Source organism: Caballeronia sp. A2-2 (assembly GCF_057612605.2).
In genome coordinates this window covers 3,019,667-3,042,700 of record NZ_CM172587.1, presented here as the reverse complement: position 1 = coordinate 3,042,700, position 23,034 = coordinate 3,019,667, and the positions used below count along the sequence as shown (strand labels likewise).

The 23,034-nt window shown below is 61.8% G+C and carries 25 protein-coding genes and 1 pseudogene; 17 read left to right on the top strand and 9 right to left on the bottom strand.

All coding sequences use genetic code 11. From position 1 onward, the window contains the following. Positions 1-271: 271 nt before the first annotated feature. From ACZCWR_RS14455 to ACZCWR_RS14425, 7 genes and pseudogenes are all read left to right on the top strand, one after another. Entirely contained in the window at positions 272-1,195 is a 924-nt protein-coding gene (locus ACZCWR_RS14455) for a histone deacetylase family protein (RefSeq protein WP_487301414.1), read from the top strand. A gap of 212 nt (positions 1,196-1,407) precedes the next feature. Beyond that, positions 1,408-2,439 carry a methionine ABC transporter ATP-binding protein gene (locus ACZCWR_RS14450; RefSeq protein ID WP_487301413.1) on the top strand — a complete coding sequence of 344 codons (1,032 nt, stop codon included), beginning with the start codon at positions 1,408-1,410 and terminating at the stop codon, positions 2,437-2,439. After that, on the top strand, positions 2,429-3,082 hold the full coding sequence (locus tag ACZCWR_RS14445; protein WP_487301412.1) for a methionine ABC transporter permease: 654 nt from the start codon (positions 2,429-2,431) through the stop codon (positions 3,080-3,082). Before ACZCWR_RS14450 ends, ACZCWR_RS14445 begins: the two co-directional genes overlap by 11 nt. Before the next feature lie 14 nt (positions 3,083-3,096). Continuing rightward, positions 3,097-3,886 (top strand): annotated as a pseudogene (locus tag ACZCWR_RS14440) (MetQ/NlpA family ABC transporter substrate-binding protein). 171 nt (positions 3,887-4,057) lie between these two features. Further along, positions 4,058-4,807, top strand: coding sequence for an electron transfer flavoprotein subunit beta/FixA family protein (locus ACZCWR_RS14435; RefSeq protein ID WP_487301411.1), 750 nt, complete (start codon positions 4,058-4,060; stop codon positions 4,805-4,807). A 2-nt stretch (positions 4,808-4,809) separates the two neighbouring features. Next, the gene (locus ACZCWR_RS14430) at positions 4,810-5,745 is read left to right on the top strand and encodes an electron transfer flavoprotein subunit alpha/FixB family protein (protein ID WP_487301410.1); all 936 of its coding nucleotides are present in this window, start codon (positions 4,810-4,812) and stop codon (positions 5,743-5,745) included. 91 nt (positions 5,746-5,836) lie between these two features. Next, a complete protein-coding gene (locus ACZCWR_RS14425) occupies positions 5,837-7,627 on the top strand; it encodes an acyl-CoA dehydrogenase (protein WP_487301409.1) in 1,791 nt (596 codons plus the stop codon). Between the two features lie 36 nt (positions 7,628-7,663). Here the strand turns inward: ACZCWR_RS14425 and ACZCWR_RS14420 are convergent, their stop codons facing one another. Further along, positions 7,664-8,956, bottom strand: coding sequence for a D-amino acid dehydrogenase (locus tag ACZCWR_RS14420; RefSeq protein ID WP_487301408.1), 1,293 nt, complete (start codon positions 8,954-8,956; stop codon positions 7,664-7,666). Between the two features lie 150 nt (positions 8,957-9,106). Here ACZCWR_RS14420 and ACZCWR_RS14415 point away from each other — a divergent pair, with 150 nt between their 5' ends. Beyond that, complete coding sequence (locus ACZCWR_RS14415) at positions 9,107-9,595, top strand: Lrp/AsnC ligand binding domain-containing protein (protein WP_487301407.1); 489 nt, start codon at positions 9,107-9,109, stop codon at positions 9,593-9,595. Between the two features lie 69 nt (positions 9,596-9,664). Beyond that, complete coding sequence (locus ACZCWR_RS14410; RefSeq protein ID WP_487301406.1) at positions 9,665-10,801, top strand: PA0069 family radical SAM protein; 1,137 nt, start codon at positions 9,665-9,667, stop codon at positions 10,799-10,801. A gap of 1 nt (position 10,802) precedes the next feature. Here the strand turns inward: ACZCWR_RS14410 and ACZCWR_RS14405 are convergent, their stop codons facing one another. After that, positions 10,803-11,294: a TM2 domain-containing protein gene (locus ACZCWR_RS14405; protein ID WP_487301405.1), complete on the bottom strand. Its 492-nt coding sequence runs from the start codon at positions 11,292-11,294 to the stop codon at positions 10,803-10,805. A gap of 247 nt (positions 11,295-11,541) precedes the next feature. Between ACZCWR_RS14405 and rpsP the strand changes: the two genes are divergently transcribed. From rpsP to ACZCWR_RS14375, 6 genes are all read left to right on the top strand, one after another. Then, positions 11,542-11,796, top strand: a complete 255-nt coding sequence (rpsP, locus tag ACZCWR_RS14400; protein ID WP_035925539.1) for a 30S ribosomal protein S16 — start codon at positions 11,542-11,544, stop codon at positions 11,794-11,796. A 68-nt stretch (positions 11,797-11,864) separates the two neighbouring features. Then, positions 11,865-12,605: a ribosome maturation factor RimM gene (gene rimM, locus ACZCWR_RS14395; protein WP_487301404.1), complete on the top strand. Its 741-nt coding sequence runs from the start codon at positions 11,865-11,867 to the stop codon at positions 12,603-12,605. 27 nt (positions 12,606-12,632) lie between these two features. After that, positions 12,633-13,403 (top strand): tRNA (guanosine(37)-N1)-methyltransferase TrmD, encoded by a 771-nt coding sequence (gene trmD / locus ACZCWR_RS14390; RefSeq protein WP_487301403.1) that lies wholly within the window; start codon positions 12,633-12,635, stop codon positions 13,401-13,403. Between the two features lie 133 nt (positions 13,404-13,536). Then, on the top strand, positions 13,537-13,929 hold the full coding sequence (gene rplS / locus ACZCWR_RS14385) for a 50S ribosomal protein L19 (RefSeq protein WP_487301402.1): 393 nt from the start codon (positions 13,537-13,539) through the stop codon (positions 13,927-13,929). Positions 13,930-14,007: 78 nt separating this feature from the next. Further along, complete coding sequence (locus ACZCWR_RS14380) at positions 14,008-14,736, top strand: CoA pyrophosphatase (RefSeq protein ID WP_487301401.1); 729 nt, start codon at positions 14,008-14,010, stop codon at positions 14,734-14,736. Between the two features lie 126 nt (positions 14,737-14,862). Continuing rightward, entirely contained in the window at positions 14,863-15,801 is a 939-nt protein-coding gene (locus ACZCWR_RS14375; protein WP_487301400.1) for a CobD/CbiB family protein, read from the top strand. 15 nt (positions 15,802-15,816) lie between these two features. On the opposite strand, the gene ACZCWR_RS14370 is transcribed toward ACZCWR_RS14375, so the two are convergent. Genes ACZCWR_RS14370 through ACZCWR_RS14360 form a run of 3 tightly spaced genes read right to left on the bottom strand, consistent with a single transcriptional unit; the run spans position 15,817 to position 18,343 of the window. Continuing rightward, positions 15,817-16,140, bottom strand: a complete 324-nt coding sequence (locus ACZCWR_RS14370; protein WP_487301399.1) for a putative signal transducing protein — start codon at positions 16,138-16,140, stop codon at positions 15,817-15,819. Beyond that, positions 16,137-17,078 carry a ribosome small subunit-dependent GTPase A gene (gene rsgA / locus ACZCWR_RS14365; protein ID WP_487301398.1) on the bottom strand — a complete coding sequence of 314 codons (942 nt, stop codon included), beginning with the start codon at positions 17,076-17,078 and terminating at the stop codon, positions 16,137-16,139. Before rsgA ends, ACZCWR_RS14370 begins: the two co-directional genes overlap by 4 nt. Then, on the bottom strand, positions 17,075-18,343 hold the full coding sequence (locus ACZCWR_RS14360; RefSeq protein WP_487301397.1) for a M48 family metallopeptidase: 1,269 nt from the start codon (positions 18,341-18,343) through the stop codon (positions 17,075-17,077). Before ACZCWR_RS14360 ends, rsgA begins: the two co-directional genes overlap by 4 nt. 109 nt (positions 18,344-18,452) lie before the next feature. Between ACZCWR_RS14360 and orn the strand changes: the two genes are divergently transcribed. Then, complete coding sequence (gene orn, locus ACZCWR_RS14355) at positions 18,453-19,052, top strand: oligoribonuclease (RefSeq protein WP_487303334.1); 600 nt, start codon at positions 18,453-18,455, stop codon at positions 19,050-19,052. On the opposite strand, the gene mog is transcribed toward orn, so the two are convergent. Further along, positions 19,049-19,669 (bottom strand): molybdopterin adenylyltransferase, encoded by a 621-nt coding sequence (gene mog / locus ACZCWR_RS14350; protein WP_487301396.1) that lies wholly within the window; start codon positions 19,667-19,669, stop codon positions 19,049-19,051. The genes orn and mog overlap by 4 nt on opposite strands. Further along, positions 19,653-20,273 (bottom strand): ribosome biogenesis factor YjgA, encoded by a 621-nt coding sequence (yjgA, locus tag ACZCWR_RS14345; RefSeq protein ID WP_487301395.1) that lies wholly within the window; start codon positions 20,271-20,273, stop codon positions 19,653-19,655. Before yjgA ends, mog begins: the two co-directional genes overlap by 17 nt. Before the next feature lie 246 nt (positions 20,274-20,519). Here yjgA and pmbA point away from each other — a divergent pair, with 246 nt between their 5' ends. After that, the gene (gene pmbA / locus ACZCWR_RS14340; protein WP_487301394.1) at positions 20,520-21,890 is read left to right on the top strand and encodes a metalloprotease PmbA; all 1,371 of its coding nucleotides are present in this window, start codon (positions 20,520-20,522) and stop codon (positions 21,888-21,890) included. Positions 21,891-21,948: 58 nt separating this feature from the next. On the opposite strand, the gene ACZCWR_RS14335 is transcribed toward pmbA, so the two are convergent. Beyond that, the gene (locus tag ACZCWR_RS14335; RefSeq protein WP_487301393.1) at positions 21,949-22,455 is read right to left on the bottom strand and encodes a dihydrofolate reductase; all 507 of its coding nucleotides are present in this window, start codon (positions 22,453-22,455) and stop codon (positions 21,949-21,951) included. Between the two features lie 52 nt (positions 22,456-22,507). Continuing rightward, complete coding sequence (locus tag ACZCWR_RS14330; RefSeq protein WP_487301392.1) at positions 22,508-22,744, bottom strand: hypothetical protein; 237 nt, start codon at positions 22,742-22,744, stop codon at positions 22,508-22,510. Positions 22,745-23,034 lie beyond the last annotated feature (290 nt).

Below are 23,034 nucleotides of genomic sequence, written 5' to 3'. Positions count from 1 at the left end.
GATTATTGACGTTTGAAGGGATCGCGCGGATGTCATGCAGCGTCCCGCAATGGTCCCGATGGACGCAGCAGCGATGCATGAACAGCGACGGACGACCGGCGAGGCGTCGGGGCAGTATAACCGACGCCTCGCGCCCTTACTGACCGAAGCGGCACGCCAGACGGCGGCTCGGGGCGATGTGGTAACTTAACGTCAAACGCGCGCGTCATGGTCGCGTATGACGAAAAAACACGAGACGAAAGCCGATTAAACAGCGGCATTGCGAGACATCATGGCCACCGGCTTTTATTCCCACCCCGACTGCCTGCGCCACGACAACGGCGAATATCATCCCGAGTGTCCGGCGCGTTTGCAGGCCATCGAAGATCAGTTGATCGCGAGCCGTATCGATTCACTCATCGGACGTGAAGAAGCGCCGCTCGCGCAGGAATATCAGCTTGCGCGCGTGCATACGCAGGCGCATATCGACTACCTCAAAAGCCGCACGCCAGAGCATGGCCGCAGCGAGCTGGACCCGGATACGTCGATGTGCCCCGAGTCCTATCGCGCGGCGTTGCGCGCAGCGGGCGCGGCCATCGCGGCCACGGATGCCGTCATCGCCGGGCGCTACGACAACGCGTTTTGCAGCGTGCGCCCGCCGGGCCATCACGCCGAACCCGCTCGCGCGATGGGCTTCTGCCTCTTCAACAACGTCGCGATTGCCGCGCGTCACGCGTTGCACGTGCATGGACTGGAGCGCGTGGCCATCGTGGATTTCGACGTGCATCACGGGAACGGCACCGAGGCCGCATTCGCAGGCGACCCGCGCGTGCTGATGTGCAGCTTCTTTCAGCATCCGTTCTATCCGTTTTCAGGCGCGGAGAATCACGCGTCGAACATGGTCAACGTGCCGTTGCCCGCGCGCACGAAAGGCATGGCGGTGCGCGAAGTGGTCGATATGCTGTGGCTGCCGCGTCTGGAAGAATTCAAGCCGCAGATGATCTTCGTGTCCGCCGGATTCGACGCGCATCGCGAAGACGACATGGCGAACATGGGACTCGTTGAAGATGACTACGCGTGGATCACGCAGCAAGTTCGCACGGTGGCGTTGCGTCACGCGCAGGGGCGCATCGTGAGTTGTCTGGAAGGCGGTTATAACTTGTCAGCGCTCGGACGGAGCGTGGTCGCGCATTTGCGGGTGTTGGCGGAGATTTGAGCGCTGAGAAATGCGCCTCTAAATTGCATCCGGTTATGAAAACAGCAGGAATCATTATATGAGGGAATGAAGCCCGTCCTGTAAAATCCGGGATCACTCTGAACAAGCGAGCAGAATCAGCGGCGGCCGGTGGCGCGGGTGCAATGCACCTGGGCACTGCGTCCGCCGTTTGCGTTTCTGCGCGCGATGCACGATCGACGAATGATCCGCGAATGATCCAACTAAGCAATCTCTCACAGCGCTTCCCCGGCCCCACAGGCTGGGTCGAAGCGCTGCACAACGTCAATCTGACGATTCCCGCCGGCGAAGTGTTCGGCATCATCGGGCGGAGCGGGGCGGGCAAAAGCACGCTGGTGCGCACGATCAATCTGCTGACGCGTCCGAACGAAGGCAACGTCGTCGTCGATGGACGCGATCTCATGACGCTCGGCCGCGACGACCTGCGCGCCGCGCGCCGTGACATCGGCATGATCTTTCAGCATTTCAATTTGCTGTCCTCGCGCACGGTGTTCGACAACGTCGCGCTGCCGCTCGAACTCGCGGGCAAGAAACGCGCAGAGATCGCCGAAACCGTGTTGCCGCTGCTCGATCTCGTCGGGCTGACGGCGCACAAGGACAAATATCCCGCGCAGATCAGCGGCGGGCAGAAACAGCGCGTGGGCATTGCGCGGGCGCTGGCGAGCAAGCCGAAAGTGCTGCTGTCCGATGAAGCGACCTCCGCGCTCGATCCCGAAACCACGCGCGCCATTCTCGACCTGCTGCGCAAGATCAATCGCGAACTCGGCCTGACCATCGTGCTCATCACGCATCAGATGGATGTCATCAAGCAAGTATGCGATCGCGTCGCGGTGCTCGATGCGGGGCGCGTGGTCGAAGAAGGCCGCGTCGTCGATGTCTTCATGCAGCCGCACCACGAAGTCACGCGCGCGCTGATCGGCGATGTCATCGCGCACGAGTTGCCGCCCGCTCTCAAGGTGCGCGTGGCCGAGCGCCTGAAAAGCGGCGGCCATCTGCTGCGGCTCGCCTTCACCGGCTCGGGCGTCGATCAGCCGATTCTCTCCGAGACCATCCGCCGCTACGAGCTGGACTTCAACATCCTGCACGGTCAGATCGACGAGATTCAGGGGCAGGCGTTCGGCTCGCTCGCGGTGCTCGCGGGCGGTCAACCGGCGAAGGTCGCGGAAGCGATCGTTTATTTGCGCACGCAAGGCGTGGTGGTGGAGGAGTTGTCCCATGTTGAGTGAAATGTTCGACATGTTCGTGCAGTCGTTCTGGGAAACGCTGGTGATGGTCGGCATCTCGGGACTCATCGGCGCGGCGCTCGGGTTGCCGCTCGGCGTGCTGCTCTATCTGACCGATCGCGATGGCGTGCTGCGCAATCTCGCGGTGAATCGCGTGCTCGGCGGCGTCGTGAATGCGGTGCGCTCGACGCCGTTCATCATCCTGCTGGTCGCGGTGATTCCGTTCACGCGGCTGGTGGTCGGTTCGTCCATCGGGACGGCGGCGGCGGTCGTGCCGTTGACCATCGCGGCGGCGCCGTTCATCGCGCGGCTCGTCGAGACGGCGTTGCGCGAGGTGGATCGCGGTCTGATCGAAGCCGCGCAGGCGATGGGCGCGACCACGCGTCAGATCGTCTTCAAGGTGCTGTTGCCGGAATCGCTGCCGGGCATCGTCGCGGGTCTGACGATCACCTTCGTCTCGCTGGTCGGCTATTCGGCGATGGCGGGCGCGATCGGCGGCGGCGGTCTGGGCGATCTCGGCATCCGCTACGGCTATCAGCGCTTTCTGCCGGAAGTCATGCTGACGGTGGTCGTCATCCTGATCGTGTTCGTGCAGCTCGTGCAGTCCTTCGGCGACTGGCTCGTGCGGCGTCTGAGTCACAAATAAACCTTCGGAAAATCATGCAACGTCGATTCGTCTTCAAGTTGGCCGCGGCATTCCTGAGCACGGCTCTCATCAGCTTCAACGCGTTTGCCGACGACAGCATCAAGGTCGGCGTGACGGGCGGCCCGCACGCGCAGATCATGGACGTGGTGAAGCAGGTCGCCGCGAAGAACGGCCTGAAGATCACCGTGGTCGAGTTCTCCGACTATGTGCAGCCGAACGCCGCGCTTGCCGCGGGCGATCTCGATGCCAACAGTTATCAACATCTGCCGTATCTGGATGCGCAAGTGAAGGATCGCGGCTACAAGCTCATCAAGGTGGCCGACACGGTCACGTTCCCGATGGGCATCTATTCGAAGAAGCTCAAGTCGCTGTCGGAGTTGCAGCCGGGCGCGCGCATCGCCGAACGATCCGACCAACGGCGGGCGCGCGCTGCTTCTGCTGCAAAAGATCGGGCTCATCAAGCTGCGCGCCGATGCGGGCCTCAAGGCAACGCCGCTCGATATCGCCGAGAATCCGAAGAAGCTGAAGATCGTCGAACTCGATGCCGCGCAAATCCCGCGCTTGCTCGCCGATGTCGATGCCGCCGCGATCAACACGAACTTCGCGATGGAAGCGGGCCTGAAGCCCAAGAGCGATGCCATTGCCATCGAAGATCCGCACGGTCCGTATGCGAACGTCATCGCGATTCGTGCGGCCGACAAGGACAAGCCGTGGGTTGCGAAGCTCGTCGCGGCGTACCACTCGCCGGAAGTGAAGCAGTTCATCGACGGGAAATACGCGGGCGCGGTCATCACAGCGTGGTGAGCGAGGGTTTTCCGGGAATGCAATGCGAACGATCGTTCGATAAAATTTCGGCCTATACCTATATACCGACTGCACGACGAGCCGGACTACCCGTTTCGGCGGGGGGAAGCCCGCTCGCGTCGCTCGTATAATGACGCTGGGTTGACGTATTCGTAACTTTGGAGCGTGTGGATGAAAATTCTGGTGCCAGTCAAGCGCGTGGTCGACTACAACGTCAAGGTCCGCGTGAAATCGGACAACACGGGTGTCGATATCGCCAATGTGAAGATGTCGATGAACCCGTTCGACGAAATCGCTGTGGAAGAGGCGGTTCGTCTGAGGGAAGCGGGCGTCGCCACCGAAGTGATCGCGGTGTCGTGCGGCGTCACGCAATGTCAGGAAACGCTGCGCACGGCGCTGGCCATTGGCGCGGATCGCGCCATCCTCGTCGAATCCGCCGATGAACTGCAACCGCTGGCCGTCGCCAAGCTGCTGAAGGCGCTGGTCGATCAGGAGAAGCCGGAACTGGTGATCCTCGGCAAGCAGGCCATCGATGACGACTCGAATCAGACCGGTCAGATGCTTGCTGCTCTTGCAGGTCTGCCGCAAGCGACGTTCGCCTCGAAAGTCGTCGTCGCGGATGGCAAAGCCACCGTGTCGCGCGAAGTCGATGGCGGCGCGGAAACGCTTTCTTTGAAGCTCCCGGCGGTGATTACCACCGATCTGCGCCTGAACGAGCCGCGCTATGTGACGCTGCCGAACATCATGAAGGCGAAGAAGAAGCCGCTCACGACGGTGAAGCCGGCCGACCTCGGCGTGGACGTCACGCCGCGCCTGAAGACGCTGAAGGTCGTCGAGCCGCCGAAGCGCAGCGCGGGCATCACGGTGCCGGACGTGAGCACGCTGGTCCAGAAGCTGAAGAACGAAGCGAAGGTGATCTGAACATGACGACTCTCGTAATTGCAGAACACGACAACGCGTCGATCAAGGCGGCGACGTTGAACACGGTGGCGGCGGCGGCGAAGATCGGCGGCGATGTGCATGTGCTGGTCGCGGGTTCGAACGCGCAAGGCGCGGCGGATGCGGCGGCGAAGATCGCGGGCGTGTCGAAAGTCCTGCTGGCCGATGCGCCTCAACTCGCCGAAGGGCTGGCTGAGAATATCGAAGGCACGGTGCTGAATATCGCGAAGGATTACACGCATATCCTCGCGCCCGCCACGGCTTACGGCAAGAACATCGCGCCGCGTATCGCGGCGCATCTCGATGTCGCGCAGATCAGCGACATCACCGCCGTCGATAGCGCGGACACGTTCGAGCGCCCGATCTACGCGGGCAACGCAATTGCCACCGTGCAATCGGGCGATCCGATCAAGGTCATCACCGTGCGCGCGACGGGTTTCGATCCGGTCGCGGCGGAAGGCGGCAGCGCATCGGTCGAAAAAATCGAAGCGGCGGCGGATGCGGGCATCTCGTCGTTCGTCAGCCGCGAAGTCACGAAGCTGGATCGGCCTGAACTGACGAGCGCGCACATCATCGTGTCGGGCGGGCGCGGGTTGGGCAGCGGCGAGAACTACACGGCGACGCTCGAACCGTTGGCCGATAAGTTGGGCGCGGCGCTGGGCGCATCGCGTGCGGCGGTCGATGCGGGTTATGTGCCGAACGATTATCAAGTCGGTCAGACGGGCAAGATCGTCGCGCCGCAGTTGTACGTGGCCGTCGGCATCTCGGGCGCGATTCAGCACTTGGCCGGGATGAAGGACAGCAAGGTCATCGTCGCGATCAACAAGGATGCCGAAGCGCCCATTTTCAGCGTCGCGGATTATGGTCTGGTCGGCGACCTGTTTTCGGTCGTGCCGGAACTGGTGAAGGAACTCGGCTGACGCGGGCGGCTGAAGGAATCGGCGTGTGAGAGAAGGGGCGTGACGAGGGTTGCGCCCCTTCTTTTTCATCTGAACTGGAAGGAGACGAACAATGAGCTACAACGCCCCGGTCAAGGACATGCTGTTCGTGATGAAGGAACTCGCGGACATCGAGCGCATCGCCGCGTTGCCCGGTCATGAAGATGCGGGCATCGACACCGCGCAGGCCGTCATCGAGGAAGCTGCGCGCTTTTGCGGCGAAGTGGTCGCGCCGCTGAACGTCACGGGAGATCGTCAGCCGAGCACGTGGGCGAACGGCGAAGTCACCACCACGCCCGGTTTCAAGGACGCGTTCAGGCAGTTCGCGGAAGGCGGCTGGCAAGGCGTCGTGCATTCGACGGAATTTGGCGGTCAGGGCTTGCCGAAGCTCATCGCGACGCCGTGCATGGAAATGCTCAACGCGGCGAACTTATCTTTCGCGCTGTGTCCGTTGCTGACCGATGGCGCCATCGAAGCGCTGCTCACCGCAGGCAGCAACGAGCAGAAGGCGCGCTATCTGCCGAAGTTCATCGAAGGCGAATGGACCGGCACGATGAACCTCACCGAGCCGCAAGCGGGCTCCGATCTCGCGCTGGTGCGCACGCGCGCGCAACCGCAGGGCGACGGCAGCTTCAAGATCTTCGGCACGAAGATTTTCATCACCTATGGCGAGCACGACATGGCGAAGAACATCGTCCATCTCGTGCTCGCGCGCACGCCGGATGCGCCCGAAGGCGTGAAGGGCATCTCGCTTTTCATCGTGCCGAAGTTTTTAGTCAACGATGACGGCTCGCTCGGCGCGCGCAACGACGTGCATTGCGTGTCGATCGAACACAAGCTCGGCATCAAGGCGAGCCCGACCGCCGTGCTGCAATTCGGCGATCACGGCGGCGCGATCGGGCATCTGATCGGCGAGGAAAATCGCGGGCTCGAATACATGTTCATCATGATGAACGCGGCGCGCTTCGCGGTCGGCATGCAGGGCGTCGCGGTGGCGGAGCGCGCGTATCAGCAGGCGGTTTCGTATGCGAAAGAGCGCGTGCAAAGCCGTCCGGTCGATGGCAGCGCGAAAGAGCCGGTAACGATCATTCATCACCCGGACGTGCGGCGCATGCTCGCGACCATGCGTGCCTATACCGAAGGCGCGCGGGCGCTGGCGTATGTCGCGGCATCGCACAGCGATCTGGCGCACGGCCACGCGGATGAGGACGCGCGCAAAAGTCATCAGGCGATCTACGAATATCTGGTGCCGATCGTGAAGGGCTTCAGCACGGAGATGTCCGTCGATGTCGCGAGTCTCGGCGTGCAGGTGCATGGCGGGATGGGTTTCATCGAGGAAACCGGCGCGGCGCAGCATTATCGCGATGCACGCATTCTGCCGATCTACGAAGGCACCACGGCCATTCAGGCGAACGATCTGATCGGCCGCAAGACCGTGCGCGATGGCGGACGCGCGGCGCAGGCGCTGCTCGCGCAGATCGATCAGACCATCGTCGCGCTGTCGGATGTGGAAGGGCAGGCGTTCAAGTCGATGCATCGGCACTTGAGCGCGGGGAGTTTGTCGCTGGCGCGCGCGATCGAGTTTATCGTCGCGAAGTTCAAGAGCGATCCGAACGCGGTGTTCGCGGGCAGCGTGCCGTATCTGCGTCTGGCTGGAACCGTGCTGGCAGGCTGGCAAATGGCGCGCGCGATGCTCGTCTCACACGCGAAGCGCGGCGAAGACGAGCGCTTTCATACGGCCAAGATCGCGACGGCGGAGTTTTACGCCGAGCACATTCTGTCGCACGCACCGGCCATCGAGGCTTCGATTGTCAGCGCGAACGGGAAGGAAGGCGTGCTGGCGTTGAGCGAAGATCAGTTCTAGGAACGACAAAGGCGCCCGAGAGCGCCTTTGTTCGGATTACGCGTTCGCGTAGCCCGGACGCGCCTTCACGCCCGCATCGCCGAAATAACGATGCACCGACAAATCGTCCGCGCGGATGGCGGGTTGCGTGCCCGACATCACATCGGCGAGCAACTGGCCGGAACCGCACGACATCGTCCAGCCGAGCGTGCCGTGACCGGTGTTGAGGAACAGATTCGGCACCGGCGTGCGGCCGACGATGGGCGTGCCGTCCGGCGTCATCGGACGCAGGCCGGTCCAGAACGTGGCGCTGGCCGTATCGCCGCCGCCGGGGAACAGGTCGTTGACGCACATTTCGAGCGTCTCGCGGCGCGCTTGCTTCAGCGCCTTGTCGTAACCCACGATCTCCGCCATGCCGCCCACGCGAATACGGTCGTCGAAGCGCGTGATCGCGATCTTGTACGTTTCGTCGAGAACCGTGGAGACCGGCGCGCGGTTCGCATCGACGATGGGCGCGGTGAGCGAATAACCCTTGAGCGGATAGACGGGAATCTTCAACAAATTGCCGAGCAGCCTCGGCGAATACGAACCGAGCGCGACGACATACGAATCCGCCTGCACAAGTTCCTTGCCGCACTGCACGCCCGCGACGCGGCCGTTGTTCATGGCGAGCGCATCGATGGACGTGTTGTAGCGGAACTTGACGCCGAGCGCTTCGGCCATCGCGGCGAGGCGCGTGGTGAACATCTGGCAGTCGCCGGTTTCGTCGTTCGGCAGGCGCAGACCGCCCGTGAGCTTGTGCGACACGGCGGCGAGCGCGGGTTCGGCGTGCTTAAGTTCTTCCGCGGAGAGCAGTTCGAAGGGCACGTTCGCATCCTTCAACACGGCGATGTCTTTCGCCGCGCCGTCGAGTTGCTGTTGCGTGCGGAAAAGCTGCAGCGTGCCGCCGGTACGGCCTTCGTAGTGGATGCCGGTGTCCGCGCGCAACGCCTGCAAACAGTCGCGGCTGTATTCGGCCAGACGCACCATGCGGCCCTTGTTGACCGTGTAACGATCCTGCGTGCAGTTGCGCAGCATTTGCCACATCCACTGAAGCTGGTTCATGGTGCCGTCCAGACGGATGGCGAGCGGCGCGTGTTTTTCGAACATCCACTTCACGGCCTTGAGCGGCACGCCCGGCGCGGCCCACGGCGACGCATAGCCCGGCGAGATTTGCCCGGCATTCGCGAAACTGGTTTCCAGCGCGGGCCCGGCTTCACGGTCGATGACCGTCACTTCGTGCCCGGCGCGCGCGAGATAGTACGCGCTCGTCACACCGACCACGCCGCTTCCCAGAATAACGATACGCATGTGAATACCTTCCTGAATCGAAGAAACCGTCTGCGCGTTCGTTTGAGTGGATCAACGGGGCAGTCGGATGTTTGAATAGTGTTATCGACTATAGTATTGATGTCGATATAGTTTTTGTTATTGTATTTCGTCGATTTTCAGGAAAAGGCGATGAGAACACAGCGTAATCCCGTCCGCGCGCTCGATAAGCTCGATCACAAGATTCTCAACGCGCTTCAGCAGGACGGCCGGATCGCGATGAAGGACCTCGCGGAGCGGGTTGGATTGTCGGTGACGCCGTGCATCGAGCGCGTCAAGCGGATGGAGCGCGATGGCGTCATCACGGGCTATTACGCGCGGGTGAATCCGGCGCATTTGGGCGCGGCGCTGCTGGTGTTCGTCGAGATCACGCTGGATCACAAGAGCGGAAACATGTTCGATCAGTTCCGGCGCGAAGTGCAGAAGATTCCCGAGGTGCTCGAATGCCATCTCGTTTCGGGCGATTTCGACTATCTGATCAAGGCGCGCATCGGCGAGATGGCGGATTATCGAAAGCTGCTCGGAGACATTCTTCTGCAACTGCCGGGCGCTGTGCAGTCGAAAAGTTATGTGGTGATGGAGGAGATCAAGGAGACGTTGTTCATCCCTGTCGAAACGTGATTTCCTGCTTGCGGTCGTGCGCCGATACTGTATATTTATACAGTACTTTTTCAGCGTTATCGTTCCGCCATGTCCGACTCCAACGACCACGAATATCCTGTCGCGCCGCCTGCGCCGCACAAAGGGCGCGGCGCGGTCACGAACATGCAGGGCCGTTATGAGAAAGACGCGCGCGAGCGGGTGGATGACGGCTGGCTGCATATTTCTGAAGACGGACCGCCGCCGTTACGAACGCAGGTGTTCGAGGAGCGCGCGAAGAGCATCCTCACGCGCAACAACTCGCCGGACATTCCGTTTTCGGTGTCGCTCAATCCGTATCGCGGGTGCGAGCACGGCTGTATTTATTGCTTCGCGCGGCCTACGCATAGTTATCTCGGTTTGTCGCCGGGACTGGATTTCGAAAGTCGCATTTACGCGAAGATCAACGCAGGGGAACTGCTCGAACGCGAACTGGCGAAGCCGAGCTACAAGCCCGAGCCGATCGCGTTGGGCGTGAATACGGATGCTTATCAGCCGGTCGAGCGCGATTTGAAGCTCACGCGGCGCGTGATCGAGATCCTGCATGACTGCGGGCATCCGTTCGCGGCGATCACCAAGTCGTCGCTGATCGAACGGGATATCGATCTGCTGGCGCCCATGGCGGAGCGCGGGCAGGTCATGGCCGCGATCACTGTTACTACGTTGGATGCTGAAATCGCGCGCACGCTCGAACCGCGCGCGGCCACGCCGGCGCGGCGTCTGCGCACCGTTCGCATGCTCACGCAGGCGGGCATTCCGGTGGGCGTGAGCATCGCGCCGGTCATTCCGTTCGTGACGGAACCGGACATGGAGCGCGTGCTGGAAGCGTGCGTGGAGGCGGGCGCGACGAGCGCGAGTTATATCGTGCTGCGTCTACCGTGGGAGGTCGCGCCGCTGTTCAAGGACTGGCTGGCCGCGCATTTTCCGGATCGCGCGGATCGCGTGATGAGCCGTGTGCGCGACATGCGTGGAGGCAAAGACTACGACTCGGATTTCGCCAAGCGCATGAAGGGCGAAGGCATTTGGGCCGACATGCTCAAACAGCGCTTCAACACGGCGACGAAGCGGCTCGGCTTGAATCAGCGCCAGCGCGGGATTCTGGATATATCGGAGTTTCAGCGACGTATCGTTGATGCGGCGAAGCCTCCCGCCGCGCCGCCTTCGAATCCACAACTCGACTTGTTTTAGCTTATTGCGACAGCGTTTTTGCCGCTTCGACCTGGCTTTCGAAGTAAGTCTGGAACGTAAGCGCCAGGCCGGTCATGAGCAGGAACGCGCCGAATAGCAGCGAGAAGATCACGATGAAAATCACTGTCCAGCCGGAATCGCTCTCTCGGTTCGTGTGCGCGTTGAACTGCGCGTCCCACTTAGCATCTGGCCGCAGCCCATAAACGATGGCGGAAAGAAACGCCGCAAGCAGCGACACCGCGCCCGGAAACGCGAGCACCCAGCCCAGAATCGACGTGCGCTCGGTGGCGGCAAGCAGCAGATAACCGAACGCCCCCATGACAATGCCGACGATATGCGCCCATCCGTACTTGTCGCGCATCCCGTACAGATAGAAGCGGTGCAGCCCGATATAGCCGAACAGGAACGCGAGCGCCGCCGTGAGCGTCTTCGAACGGAAATACGACGGCGCTGGTTTCGAACGGGGGTGTATAGCGACGGACGGGGAAGTCATCGGCAAATGCGGAGATTAGAGGAGATCGATGTACTACAGGTCCGGCATTTTACGCTGACGGACAGGTGCACCGACAGAAAGTCACATTGTCGCAGCGCGTGCTTTGTGCTCCCTGACGCGTTTCGAAACTCGCACCACCCCGTATGATGCACGCAAAAAATGCGTTAAGTGTTTGTTAGGGCTTCGGATTCCAGCTATAATCGCCTGTTCTCGTTGTTCCGAACCCCGGTTTTTCAAGGATTTCAGCATGGTCATCATCCGCTTGGCTCGTGGCGGCTCGAAGAAGCGCCCGTTCTACAACATCGTCGCCACTGACTCGCGTAGCCGCCGTGACGGCCGCTTCATCGAGCGCGTCGGCTTCTACAATCCGGTTGCGACGAAGGGCGAATCGCTTCGTATCGCTCAGGATCGCCTGACCTACTGGCAAGGCGTTGGCGCGCAACTGTCGCCGACCGTCGAGCGTCTGGTCAAGCAATCGCAGCAGGCTCAACCGGCCGCCTAAGTGGTTTCTGGCGCTGGAAGTGTTTGCAAGCTGTTCAAAGTCGTTCGAAATCTGCCCAAGGCTCGCTGATGTCCGCGCGTGATCCACAAGATAGCCGCGCATCGAAAGACATCGGCCAGCCGAAGCCGGGGCAAGATGACAGCGCCGCCGCATTCGGCGCGTTCGTCCGCAAGCCGGGCGCGCGTCGGGCGGCGGTTGAAGTTTCGGGGCGTGAATCCGAGAAGCGCGTGCAGGAAGTTTCGGCAGGCGCGGTCGAATCGGTTCAGGCCTTGCCGGAAGACGCGGTGGAAGTCGGCTTCATCGCCGATGCCTACGGTCTGAAGGGTTGGGTCAAGCTCGTGCCGCATGCAGGCCAGTCAGGCGGTGACGCGCTCCTGAGCGCGAAACGCTGGTGGCTCGTAAAGGGCCGCGACGTCAAGGCGGCGCGTTGCGCGCAGTCGAAAGTGCATGCGGACACCATCGTCGCGCGCCTTTTGGGTTGCGACGACCGCGATGCCGCACTCGCCCTCAAAGGGCATACGGTGCACATCGCGCGCAGCGACTTCCCGAAACTCGACGACGAAGACGAATTTTACTGGGTCGATCTGATCGGCCTCGATGTCGAAAACGAAGCTGGCGTGGCTTTGGGCCGCGTGGCGGACCTGATCGACAACGGCGCGCAATCCGTTCTGCGAATCGAGTATCCGATTACCGGCGCGGAAGGCAAAGCTGGCATCGGCGAGCGGCTCATTCCGTTCGTCGGCGTGTATGTGAAGACGGTGGACCGGGCGGCGAAGCGTATCGTCGTCGACTGGGATGCCGATTATTAACGGCATCAGTCAAGGGACGGGAGCGCGATGCAGTTCGATATCGTGACGCTCTTCCCCGAGATGTTTCGCGCGCTGACCGACTGGGGCATTACCAGCCGGGCGGTGAAGCAGGGGCGGTTTGGTCTGCGGACCTGGAATCCACGCGATTTCACCACGGACAATTACCGCACCATCGACGATCGCCCTTACGGCGGCGGCCCCGGCATGGTCATGCTGGCGCGCCCGCTGGAAGACTCGATCGCCGCCGCGAAGGCCGCGCAACGCGAGCAGGGCATTGCGTCCACGCGCGTGGTCATGATGTCGCCGCAAGGTGCGAAGCTGGATCACGATCGCGTCATGAAGATCGCGCAGGAGCCGGGTTTGGTGCTGCTGTGCGGCCGTTATGAAGCCATCGATCAGCGTCTGATCGACCGCGAAGTGGACGAGGAAATCAGCCTCGGCGATTTCGTGCTGTCGGGCGGCGAATTGCCCGCCATGGCGCTTATGGATGCCGTTGTGCGTCAGTTGCCCGGCGTGCTGAACGATTCACAATCGGCGGTGCAGGATAGTTTCGTCGATGTCTTGCTGGATTGCCCGCACTACACACGCCCGGAAGAATACGAAGGCGTGCGTGTGCCGGATGTGCTGCTCGGCGGCCATCACAAGGAAATCGAAGCGTGGCGTCGACGTGAAGCATTGCGCAACACCTTCGACAAGCGGCCCGATCTGATCGAGCGGGCGCGCAAAAGCAGAATGCTGAGTCGTGCCGATGAGGCATGGCTCGTGGAACTCGCCAGGCAAGCATCGAAGTCTGACTAGATTTCGGGCTGACGAGCGGGAATAGTGGGTGCCAAAGCATCGGTGCCTGAAGCAAACCCATCCTCTACCGAGGCCTCATCCAAGCGGAAACGCGAGGCACACAACTTCGGCAAGATGGCACAAGGAGTCAGTAATGAATCTGATTGAACAACTCGAGAAAGAAGAAATCGCCCGCGTGCTCGGCGAGAAGACCATCCCCGACTTCGCGCCGGGCGACACGGTCATCGTCAACGTGAACGTGGTCGAAGGCACGCGCAAGCGTGTTCAGGCTTATGAAGGCGTCGTGATTGCCAAGCGCAATCGTGGCCTGAACTCGAACTTCATCGTTCGCAAGATTTCCTCGGGTGAAGGCGTCGAGCGTACGTTCCAGACGTACTCGCCGCTGCTCGCGAGCATCGTCGTGAAGCGTCGTGGCGATGTCCGTCGCGCAAAGCTCTACTACCTGCGCGAGCGTTCGGGCAAGTCGGCGCGTATCAAGGAAAAGCTGTTCACGAAGGACCGCTCGGCAGCAGCAACGGCAGAGTAAGTCGCAAGACAGCCGGCAGTCGATGCACCGGAAAAAAGCACCCCAAGCGGGTGCTTTTTTCTTTGGTGTGTTCAAATCATGGCTTCGACAGCGAAATTTCCGACCGTGTCCACCGGCAAGACATCGACTCCACGCATTCTCGAACCCGAAAGCATGCCCGTCGTTTCGACGGGTGACGACCTTCCGCCCGTGCCATCCGAGCGTCTGACGCCGGACGGCTTACGCGCGCGATTCGAGATGGAGCTCGACTGGACACAGGAAGCGCGCGAACAGCGCGTCAAGGCGATTGGCGGCGATCCGCGTGTGGCGTCCGTGCTGGTGCCGCTCGTCGTGCGCGAGGACGGCCTGACCGTGCTGCTGACTCAGCGCGCCGATCATCTGTCCGATCACGCGGGCCAGATCAGTTTTCCCGGCGGACGCCGCGAGCCCGAAGACGCCGATGCCGCCGCGACCGCGCTGCGCGAAGCACAGGAAGAAGTCGGCCTGAACCCGGAGCATTGCGAGGTCATTGGCGCGATGCCGGAATATCTGACGGGCACGGGCTTCAAGGTGACGCCGGTCGTCGCGCTGGTTCATCCACCGTTCACGCTGAAGGCCGATTCGCGCGAAGTCGCCGATATGTTCGAGGTGCCGCTCGCGTGGCTCATGAATCCGGCCAACCATCAAGTGCGCGTGTTTCGTTGGGAAGGCGGCGAACGTCGTTTTTTTGCGATGCCTTACGCACCCGCCGAAAATCGCGCTCCGTATTTCATTTGGGGCGCAACGGCCGGCATGTTGCGCAATTTTTATCGTTTCCTCGCTGCTTGACGCGTTCGGTACGCGAAGCGCGCGTCAACGTAATGACCCGCGCGATTACTTAGCGCGCAAGACGTATAAGGCGCTGTGCTATCGTTACGCGAAACTCGAACTCATCCGACTGTTTCGGCGCACCGCATGACTTTTTTTTCCGTATTGCTGGCACTCATCATCGAACAGGTGCGCGCGCTGTCGCCGCACAATCCGATCTCGTCGTTGCTTCACTATCATGCGGATTCCGCCGCACATGGTTTCGATGCGGGCAAGGAGAAGCATGGCCTCATCGCATGGCTGGTCGTGGTGTTGCCGTGGACGCTCGCGGTCGGGCTGATCTACTACGTGCTGTATCGCATCAACTTCGTTCTGGCGTTTCTGTGGAACGTGGTGATCGTGTACTTCACGCTCGGCTTCCGGCAGTTCAGCCACTATTTCACCGACATCCATCTCGCGCTCAATAACGACGACGTGCCGCGCGCGCGCGAAATCCTCACGGAATGGACGGGCATGGACACGGTCGATATGCCCGTCAGCGAGATCGTGCGGCATACGCTCGTGCACGCGGTGGTGGCGTCGCACCGGCATGTGTTCGGCGTGTTCTTCTGGTTCCTGATTCCGATTGGTCCGGCGGGCGCGGTGTTCTATTGCATTGCCGAATATCTGGCGCGTGCGTGGTCGGTGCCGAATCCCGAGCGCACGACCGCGTTTTCCACCTTCGCGCAGCGCGCGTTCTTCGTGATCGACTGGATTCCTACGCGTCTTACTGCGCTGGGCTTTGCCATCGTCGGCAATTTCGAGGATGCGATCTACGCGTGGCGCAATCAGGCGCGCCAATGGCCGGACGCCAACGAAGGCGTGCTGCTCGCGGCGGGCAGTGGCGCACTCGGCGCACGTCTGGCTGGACCGCTTGCGGAGCCGTTGAGCGTGGAAGCGCTCGCCGTCGGCGATGCCAGTCCGCCCACCGTCGGCGATGACTGCACGCCGCGCACGCTGCAATCCGCCGTCGGCCTCGTCTGGCGCGCGGTCATTCTGTGGATGCTGCTGTTGTTGATGCTCACCATCGCCGTCTGGCTGGCGTGATAAAGCGCGATAAGGTCAGTCGTCGAGCGGATCGCGCGGCGTCTGACACTGCCAGCAAACGGTGAACTGCGGCTCCAGTCTTTCGCCGCATTGTTTGCATATCCAGGGCCGGGCATTCGCATCCGGCCCATTTTTCGCGCGTTCCAGCAGACGCCGCGCCAAAGTCTCGTCGCGCTCGTCGCTGATCCAGATTTCCGGCGCGCACTGATCCGCCGGAATTTCCCCCATCGCGCCATTCAAGTAGCGGTTGTGCAGTTCGCACGGCACGCCCGCGGTCGTCAGCACGTTCATCCAGTGATGAGCCGTGATGAGATTGGGCGCGCGCGTGAGGCGTTTCATCGCACGATCTGGCTGGCTTCGTGAACGAGTTGCGCGTAGAGCGCGTGCCGTTCGCGACGAATCTTGCCTTCCTCGACCGCTTCCAGCACCGCGCAACCCGGCTCATGCAGATGATGGCAGTTATAGAACCGGCATTTGCCGAGATAAGGCCGGAAATCGGCGAATGCGCGTTCGAGCTGCCCTTCGGACAGATGATGCAGTCCGAACTCCTGAAAGCCTGGCGAATCGATCAGCGAACCGCCCTCCGGCAAGCGATAGAGCCGCGTGAACGTCGTGGTGTGACGCCCGCTGTTGAGCGCGGACGAAATCTCGCGCGTGGCGGCATCGGCGTCGGGCACCAGCAGATTGACGAGCGTGGATTTGCCCATGCCCGACTGGCCGAGCAGGATGGTCGAGCGGTCCTTGAGACGCGCATCGAGTTGCGGATGCACATCGCCGGGCGCCATCTTCGCCGACAGTTCGATCACCATGTAGCCGAGTTCGCGATATGGCGCGAGCCGCTGGCGTGCGAGCGGCAACGCGCTTTCCACGTCGATCTTGTTCAGCACGATGAGCGCATCCAACCCATGCGCTTCCGCCGAAATCAACGCGCGCCCGAGCAGGTCTTCGCTGAAATGCGGCTCCGTGGCGAGCACGACCAGCAGTTGATCGAGGTTCGCCGCGAACAGCTTCGACTTGAACTGATCCGAGCGATACAGCAGATTGCGCCGCTCGCCGATCTCGACGATCACACCCTGATCCGCCGACGATTGCTCGTAGCTCACGACATCGCCGACGGCGACTTCGCTTTTCTTGCCGCGCGGGAAGCACTGGAGCATCGCGCCGCCATCGTCGGGCGCGACGAGATAGTGCCGGCCGTGCGCGGCGATCACCGTGCCTTTGAGCCGCGCGTCAGCGGATGCCGAACCGTGTCCGCGCGATGCGCCGCGCGTCGTCATGCGGCGTGCTGCATCAATCGGTCGATGCGCTGCGAAGCAGGCGGATGCGAGTAATAGAACGCGGTATAGAGCGGATCGGGCGTGAGCGTCGAGGCGTTGTCCTCGTACAGCTTGACGAGCGCGTTGACGAGATCCTTCGGATCGGTCTGGCTCGCGGCGAAAGCATCGGCCTCGAATTCGTTCTTGCGCGAAGTGAGGCTGCCCAGGGGCGTGATGAAGAACATGAACACCGGCAACACCAGCATGAACAGCACGAGCGCCAGCCCGTTATTGCTGTCCACGAGCGACGGCCGCACGCCCAGTCCTTCGTAGAACCACACGGTTTCCTTGAGCCAGCCGAGCAGCGCGAGCATGGCGAGGCTGATGCCGAACATCACGACCATCAGCTTGAGGACGTGGCGGCGTTTGAAGTGGCCGAGTTCATGCGCGAGCACCGCTTCGATCTCGCTGCCGGACAGGCGCGCGAGCAGCGTATCGAAGAACACGATGCGCTTGGCCGCGCCAAAGCCCGTGAAATACGCATTGCCGTGCGCCGAGCGGCGGCTGCCGTCCATCACGAAAAGGCCTTTCGCGGCAAAGCCCGTGCGCGACATCAGATTCTGGATGCGCGCGACGAGCGCTTCGTCCTTCAGCGGCTCGAACTTGTTGAAAAGCGGCGCGATGAAGGTGGGATAAATGATCATCGCGAGCAACTGGAACGCGACCCAGACCGCCCACGTCCACAGCCACCACAAGTCGCCTGCGCGCCCCATCAGCCAGAGCGTGAGCAACAGGAGCGGCACGCCAATGACTGCCGCGAGCACGGTTCCCTTCACCAGATCGACGAAAAACAGCTTCTTCGACATGCGGTTGAAGCCGAACTTTTCCTCGATCACGAAATGGCGGATGTAGTCGAACGGCAAGTCGATCACGCTCGTGATGACGACGACCGCGCCGATCAGCGCGATCTGCCCGAGATAGCCGCGCCCGAGCGAATCCGAGATGGCGTTATCGAGCGCCTGAACGCCGCCCAGCAGCGTGAGCGCGACCAGCACGACCGCGCTTGTCACCACTTCGATCATGGTCAGGCGCGTGCGCTCGACCGTGTAATCCGCCGCGCGCTGATGCGCCGACAGCGGAATGGCGGCGGTGAACTGGCTCGGCACGCCGTCGCGATGGGCGGCGACATAGCGAATCTGGCGCGAGGCCAGCCAGAGCTTGGTCGCCACCATGGCGACGAGCGCGATCGTGAAGACCGTGGAGAAGGCGAGGGTGAGGTGCGTCATGCGGGAATTCCGATTGAACTATGCGAGAATTATAGGTTCTAGCCGTTTACCGCGTTGTCACTTCATGCAATCGCTGTCGGGCGGCGAACCTTCCTTTCAGGCCATCTTCATGACCGACTCTCCAGATTCCGCCGAAACCACGCTCGTGCGCAGCGACATGAACCTCGTGTGGCTCGACATGGAAATGACCGGGCTCGATCCCGACAATGATCGCATTATCGAGATCGCGGTGGTCGTGACGAATTCGACGCTCGACAAACTGGTGGAAGGCCCGGTGTTCGCGATCCATCAGACGGACGAGGCGCTCGGGCGCATGGACGAGTGGAACCGTAACACGCATGGGCGCTCGGGACTGACGGAGCGCGTGAAAGCATCGACGGTGGATGAAGCCGAGGCCACGCGGCAAATTCGCGAGTTTCTCGGTCAATACGTACCGCCCGGCAAGTCGCCGATGTGCGGCAATTCCATCTGCCAGGACCGCCGCTTCATGGCGCGCTGGATGCCGGAACTGGAGACGTTCTTCCACTACCGCAATCTGGATGTCAGCACGCTCAAGGAACTGTGCCGCCGCTGGCAGCCGGCCATCTACAAAGGCTTTCAGAAGCGCGCGATGCACACGGCGTTGGCGGATATCCACGAATCCATCGACGAACTGAAGTACTACCGCGAGCACTTCCTGATTCCGTCGGCGCAAACCGGCGCGTCTTAACTCTTCGGCGCGCGAATCGCGTTTTTGGGACGAAACGCGGCCACGACTTCCGGCCGCGTCTCGATATACGGCCCGCCGATCAGATCGATGCAATACGGCACCGCCGCGAAAATGCCCGGCACTTTCGCGCGGCCGTCGGCGTCTTTCAGACCTTCGAGCGTCTCGCGAATCGACTTTGGCTGCCCCGGCAAATTGATGATGAGCGCGGCGTGATCCGCCGTCTCGCGAATCACCGCGACTTGCCGCGACAGAATGGCGGTCGGCACGAAGTTCAGGCTGATTTGCCGCATCTGTTCGCCGAAGCCGGGCATGGGTTTGGTCGCGACGGCGAGCGTCGCTTCGGGCGTCACATCGCGGCGCGATGGGCCGGTGCCGCCGGTCGTCAGCACCAGATCGCAGCCGATCGTATCCACGAGTTCGATGAGGGTTGCGGAAATGGTGGCGGCATCGTCGTGAATCAGGCGGGTTTCCGCGCGCCACGGTGATGCAAGCGCCGCGCCCAGCCATTCCGTGAGCGATGGCACGCCCTTGTCCTCGTACACGCCTTGCGAAGCCCGGTCGCTGATCGACACGAGCCCGACGATCAGTTCGTCTGGATGATTACGCGTCGCGGTCATCGGAATCGTCCTCGTCGTCGTGATCGGCGTCCGGTGCGTCTTCGTCGTCATCCACGCCCGCTGCGGTCTTTATCCACTGGAACAATTCACGGTAATAGCGCGGCGGCTTTTGCTGGTCGCGTTCCTTGCGCGCATTGCGGATCAGCGTGCGGCCTTCCTGCGGATCGACACCCGGATGTTTATCGATGAATTCGGTCAGCGCGGCGTCATTGGCGAGCAACTGATCGCGCGTGCGCTCGATCCAGTGCAGACGCGCGGTTTCCGCCTTATTCACGCCGCGATACGAATCCAGCGCGGTGCGCAGCGCGGCGATTTCTTCTTCGGCGAGCGAGCGCATGACCTTGCCCACGTACTGCAACTGCCGCCGCCGGCCTTCGTGATCCGTGATGCGGCGTGCTTCGCGCACGGCGTCATCGAGATGTTCGGGCATGGGCATGCGCTTGAGCGCGTCTTTTGGCAGCTCGATGAGCGCCACGCCCAGCTCCTGAAGCGCGTGCATGTCGCGCTTGAGCTGGGATTTGCTCGGCCGGTCGTAGCGCGAATCTTCGGCTTCGTCGCTGGCGTCGTTCGCGCCGATAGGTTGAATGCGGGTTTTACGGTTCATTTCGACATTGTAGCTTGCGCTCCGACGCGCTTCGGCCCACACGCACACATGCGGGCGCGTTTTCAATACGTGAATGGATCGGTGAAGCCGGGCGCTCCTTGCTATGATCGTGCGATGACTCGAAGCACTTGAATTCGCCGCTTGGCCGTTTGAGAGGCAGCGGCAACGGATACCACGGCAGCGGGCGCGACAAGCGCTCGCTCACTCGGGCGCGACCCGGCCAACGAACCTAGGGCAACGACAAAAATGGCAGCAGACATGGATGTCAGGCAACGCTACTTTCCGCATACGCAGGACGAACTCAAGGAGATCGCCTCCGATATCCTGCGCCACGCAAAAGAACTCGGCGGGACCGATGCCGCCACCGAAATCTCCGAAGGCGACGGCCTTTCGGTAAGCGTGCGGCGCGGCGAAGTGGAGACGATCGAGCATAACCGCGACAAGATGGTCGGCGTGACGGTGTTCATCGGCAAGAAGCGCGGCAATGCGAGCACCGCGGACTTCTCGCGTCAGGCGTTGCGCGATACGGTCGCGGCGGCGTACAACATCGCGCGCTTTACAGCAGAGGACAGCGCGGCGGGGCTCGCGGAAGAAGATCTGCTGGAGAAAGCGCCGCAGGATCTCGATCTCTACCATCCGTGGGACATCGACGCGGAAGAAGCCGCCGAGATTGCGCGGCGCGCGGAAGCAGCGGCGTTCGCGGTGGATAAGCGCATCACAAATTCCGAAGGCGCGAGCGTGTCGGCGCAGCATTCGCAGTTCGTGCTGGCCACCTCGCGCGGTTTTCTGGCGGGCTATCCGTATTCGCGGCATTACATTGCGTGCGCGCCGATTGCGGCAAGCGGGCGCGACATGCAGCGCGACGATTGGTACACATCGCGCCGCAGCAGCACCGAGTTGGCCGATCCCGAAGCGGTCGGACGTTACGCCGCCGAACGCGCGCTCGCTCGGCTGAACGCCAGGAGTCTCGACACGCGCAAGTGCCGCGTTTTGTTCGAAGCGCCGCTGGCCGCGGGCATTCTCGGCGCGTTCGTGCAGGCCGTGAGCGGCGGCGCGCTGTATCGCAAGACCACGTTTCTCGTCGATAGCCTCGGCAAGCCGGTGTTCGCGCCGCATGTGCAGATCGTCGAAGATCCGCATGTGAAGGGCGGCATGGGCAGCGCGCCGTTCGACGAGGAAGGCGTGCGCACGCATCAGCGCAGTGTCGTCGAGGATGGCGTCGTGCAGGGCTATTTTCTTTCGACGTACTCCGCGCGCAAGCTCGGCATGAAGACCACGGGCAACGCAGGTGGCTCGCACAACCTGACCATGACGAGTTCGCACACGAAACCCGAAGACGATTTCGAAGCGATGCTCAAGAAGCTCGGCACCGGCCTTCTGCTGACCGAACTGATGGGGCAGGGCGTGAACTACGTCACCGGCGACTATTCGCGCGGCGCGTCGGGTTTTTGGGTGGAGAACGGCAAGATCGTGCACGCGGTGGAGGAAATCACGGTGGCGAGCACGTTGCAGGAGATGTTCCGCCATATCGAAGCCATCGGCGCGGATACGGTCGTGCGCGGCACGAAGGAAATCGGTTCGGTGCTGATCGAGCGGATGACCATCGCGGGACAGTGATTCGCACCGCTTGAAAGAACGAAGGCCCCGGCAATGTCCGGGGCCTTTTTGTTTTTTCTTACGCGCTCGCGAAAGACGACGCGATGCGCTCGTAAGTAACAAACGCGAAGTCGAAGTCATTCGGCGCGCCCGCGCGATGCGCTTCCCGCGCCACTTCACGCCACAACTCATGATCGGGCGCCGGAAAGCGCGTGTCGCCGTCGAAATCGGCGTCGATTTCGGTGACGATCATTTTGTCGGCGCGCGTCAGGCCATCCTGATACAACTGCGCGCCGCCGATCAGAAACGCTTCCTTGACCGGTTCCAGCGCCAGCGCGTCTTCGAGACTCGCCACGACGTCGCAACCTTCATAGCGCCGCGTGGCATCGCGAGAAACGACGATATTGCGCCGTCCCGGCAGCGGCCTGCCGATCGACTCGTGCGTCTTTCGGCCCATGATGATCGGCGCGCCCATCGTCGTGCGCTTGAAGAAAGCGAGGTCTTCGGGCAGGCGCCACGGCAATTGGTTGTCGCGTCCGATCACGCCGTTGCGCGCGCGGGCGACGATCAGGGTCAGCATCGTCATGAAAGTCCGGAAGTGAGCGGGAGTCGCGACGATTCTAACCGACGCGAACCGTTCAACCGTCCGAACGATCTCCAGGCGAATCGCGCATGGCGAGCGGCGCGGGTGCGGCTTCATCCCACAAGGTCACGCTCACCGGCATATCCGAAGTTCGGTCCCGATCCGACGACGCGTTGTCGTGGACATTCATCCGATCTCTCGGATGCGTCCAACTCGTTTCATCCGTGATCTCACGATTTTGCGCGGTGGCGGCGTCGTGTTCGCCGCGTGAGGAAAAACGATCGAAAGACATCTTGACGACAAATCCCGAGGTAACTATTCCCGGAGAAAGAAATCCGGAATAAATCGATCGACCGAATAGTAACCACGTCGGTGGATCAATCGAATGTAATGGTGGGAGCAATAAAGACATGTTTCCGACGAATCCGGTAAGACTCGTCATGCACGAATGTTCGAGCGAGAGGCATGCCAACACCGCGCCATGCCTGTGGGGCTTGCCTGTCGAACAAAGGCGGCAAATTCTTCCTCTTCAAACCGCTTGAAAACGTTTCACACATGAAACATACGGCCAGAAAAACATGA